The sequence below is a fragment of the Variovorax sp. 01T439_2 genome, from assembly GCF_056398445.1.
The window spans coordinates 1-2,798 of the sequence record NZ_JBFTPJ010000799.1 but is presented as its reverse complement, the minus strand read 5'-3'; the positions used below and the strand labels follow the sequence as shown (position 1 = coordinate 2,798).

The window sequence follows — 2,798 nt, the reverse complement described above, 5'->3', positions numbered from 1 at the left end:
GTGTACGCCGGCGTGGGCGGCATCAGCGAAAGCGACATCAACCTGGCGATCGCCTCCAAGGCCATCGTGATCGGCTTCAACGTGCGTGCCGATGCCGGCGCGCGCAAGCTGGCCGAAGGCAATGGCGTGCAGCTGAACTACTACAGCATCATTTACGACGCCGTGGACGAGATCAAGGTCGCGATGTCGGGCATGCTGGCACCGGAGCGCCGCGAGGAAATCATCGGCTCGGCCGAGATCCGCACGGTGTTCGTGGCCTCGAAGATCGGTACGGTCGCGGGTTCCTACATCACCTCGGGCTCGGTCAACCGCAGTGCGCATTTCCGCCTGCTGCGCGACAACGTGGTGATCTACACCGGCGAAGTCGACTCGATCAAGCGCATGAAGGACGACGTCCGCGAAGTGCGCGAAGGCTTCGAGTGCGGTATCAAGCTCAAGAACTACAACGACATCAAAGAGGGCGATCAGCTCGAGTTCTTTGAAATCAAGGAGATCGCCCGTACGCTGTAACAAGCGTTCGATGCGACCGTATCCATGCCCAAGAGAAAAGCCGCCGCCCCCAACCGCGCGTTCAAGGTTGCCGACCAGATCCAGCGCGATCTGACGGAGCTGATCGCGCGCGAGTTGAAGGACCCGCGCGTGGGCATGGTCACGATCCAGGCGGTCGAGGTCACGCCCGACTATGCGCACGCGAAGATCTACTTCAGCATGCTCACGGGCGACGTGACCGAGACCACCGAAGCGCTGAACCAGGCCGCGGGGTTCCTGCGCAACGGCCTGTTCAAGCGCCTGCACATCCACACCGTGCCGACGCTGCACTTCCTGTTCGACCGCACCACCGAGCGTGCGGCCGACATGAATGCGCTCATCGCGCAGGCCGTCGCTTCGCGTTCGAAAGACGACTAGCGATGAATGCGCCACGCACAAGGGTGCAGCGGCGCCCTGTGCATGGGGTGTTGTTGCTCGACAAGCCGCTGGGACTCTCCAGCAACCAGGCCTTGCAGAAGGCCAAGTGGTTGCTGCGCGCCGAAAAAGCGGGCCACACCGGCACGCTCGATCCGCTGGCCACCGGCGTGCTGCCGCTGTGCTTTGGCGCGGCCACCAAGTTCAGCCAGCTGCACCTCGATGCCGACAAGACCTACGAGGCCACGGCACGCCTTGGCATCAAGACCTCCACCGGCGACGCCGAGGGCGACGTGATTGCCGAGCGCCCGGTGCATGTCACCGCGGAAGACCTGGCCCGCGTCGAAGTGCAGTTCACCGGCCCGATCCGGCAGGTTCCGCCGATGCACAGCGCGCTCAAGAAGGACGGCAAGGCGCTGTACGAGTACGCGCGCGAAGGCATCGAGATCGAGCGCGCGCCGCGCGACGTCATCATTCACAAGCTCGCGCTGACGCAGCTGGACGGCTCCCGCATCCGCATCGTTGCGTGCGTGAGCAAGGGCACCTACATTCGCACGCTGGGCGAGGACATCGGCGAGGCACTGGGCTGCGGCGCGCACCTCACGTCGCTGCGCCGCACGGCCACGGGCGGTTTCGGCGAGGCGGAGTGCGTCACGATCGAGGCGCTCGAAGCCATGGCCGAAGACGAGCGCCTGGCACGCCTGTTGCCTGCCGAAGCACTGGTCGAGGGCCACAGCCGCGTCACGCTCGCCGCCGAAGATGCGGCACGTTTTCTTTCAGGCCTGCGCCGCCGTGGCGGCTGGGCCGATGCCGAAGCGGTGGCCGTGTTCGGCACCGACCCGCAGGCGTTCCTGGGCACCGCCCATGTGAGCGCCGGCGAACTGATCCCGGGGCGCTTGCTGAACCCCATCGAAATCCAGCAAATTCTTTTGAACGCACAACAGACCGAAGCGACACCATGAGTACCAAGCAAATCCGCAATATCGCCATCATTGCCCACGTCGACCATGGCAAGACCACGATGGTCGACCAGCTGCTGCGGCAGTCGGGCACCTTTGCCGAGCACGAGAAAGTGGTCGACACGGTGATGGACAACAACGCCATCGAAAAGGAACGTGGCATCACGATCCTGGCCAAGAACTGCGCCGTGACCTGGGAAGGCACGCACATCAACATCGTCGACACCCCCGGCCACGCGGACTTCGGCGGCGAAGTGGAGCGCGCGCTGTCGATGGTCGATGGCGTGGTGCTGCTGATCGACGCACAGGAAGGCCCGATGCCGCAGACGCGCTTCGTGACCAAGAAGGCGCTGGCCCTGGGCCTGAAGCCGATCCTGGTCGTGAACAAGGTCGACAAGCCGGGCGCCAACCCCGACAAGGTGGTGAACGCCGCCTTCGACCTGTTCGACAAGCTCGGCGCCACCGACGAACAGCTCGACTTCCCTGTGGTGTACGCCTCGGGCATCAACGGCTGGTCGTCGCTCGAAGAGGGTGCGCCCGGCGAGCAGTGGGGCCCCGACATGTCGGCGCTGTTCAACACCATCCTGAAGCATGTGCCGGCGCAGAAGGGCGATCCGGACGCACCGCTGCAGCTGCAGATCTCGGCGCTCGACTTCTCGACCTTCGTCGGCCGCATCGGCGTGGGCCGCATCAGCCAGGGCACGCTCAAGCCCATGATGGACGTGCTGGTGATGGAAGGTCCGGACGGCAAGACCGTCAAGGGCCGCGTCAACCAGGTGCTGACCTTCCAGGGCCTGGACCGCGTGCAGGCCACCGAAGCCGGCCCGGGCGAGATCGTGCTGATCAACGGCATTGCCGACATCGGCATCGGCGTGACCGTGACCGATCCGGCCAACCCGTCGCCGCTGCCCATGCTCAAGGTCGACGAACCGACCC

At 65.0% G+C, this 2,798-nt stretch carries 4 protein-coding genes; all 4 read left to right on the top strand.

Going from position 1 to position 2,798, the window contains the following annotated elements; all coding sequences use genetic code 11:
• Window positions 1-510 (top strand): EF-Tu/IF-2/RF-3 family GTPase (locus tag AC1DOC_RS27975; RefSeq protein WP_478130949.1); only part of this gene is annotated, 510 nt, incomplete at its 5' end.
• A 24-nt stretch (window positions 511-534) separates the two neighbouring features.
• Window positions 535-906, top strand: a complete 372-nt coding sequence (gene rbfA, locus AC1DOC_RS27970; protein ID WP_012747853.1) for a 30S ribosome-binding factor RbfA — start codon at window positions 535-537, stop codon at window positions 904-906.
• 2 nt (window positions 907-908) lie between these two features.
• On the top strand, window positions 909-1,865 hold the full coding sequence (gene truB, locus AC1DOC_RS27965; protein WP_012747854.1) for a tRNA pseudouridine(55) synthase TruB: 957 nt from the start codon (window positions 909-911) through the stop codon (window positions 1,863-1,865).
• The coding region (locus AC1DOC_RS27960; RefSeq protein ID WP_478130948.1) for a GTP-binding protein at window positions 1,862-2,798 on the top strand (937 nt) is incomplete at its 3' end. The genes truB and AC1DOC_RS27960, both read left to right, overlap by 4 nt.

What these genes read in the sequence shown, in the direction of transcription:
- rbfA (WP_012747853.1), top strand. Translation starts at nt 535, where the DNA reads ATGCCCAAGAGAAAAGCCGCCGCCCCCAACCGCGCGTTCAAGGTTGCC.
- truB (WP_012747854.1), top strand. Translation starts at nt 909, where the DNA reads ATGAATGCGCCACGCACAAGGGTGCAGCGGCGCCCTGTGCATGGGGTG.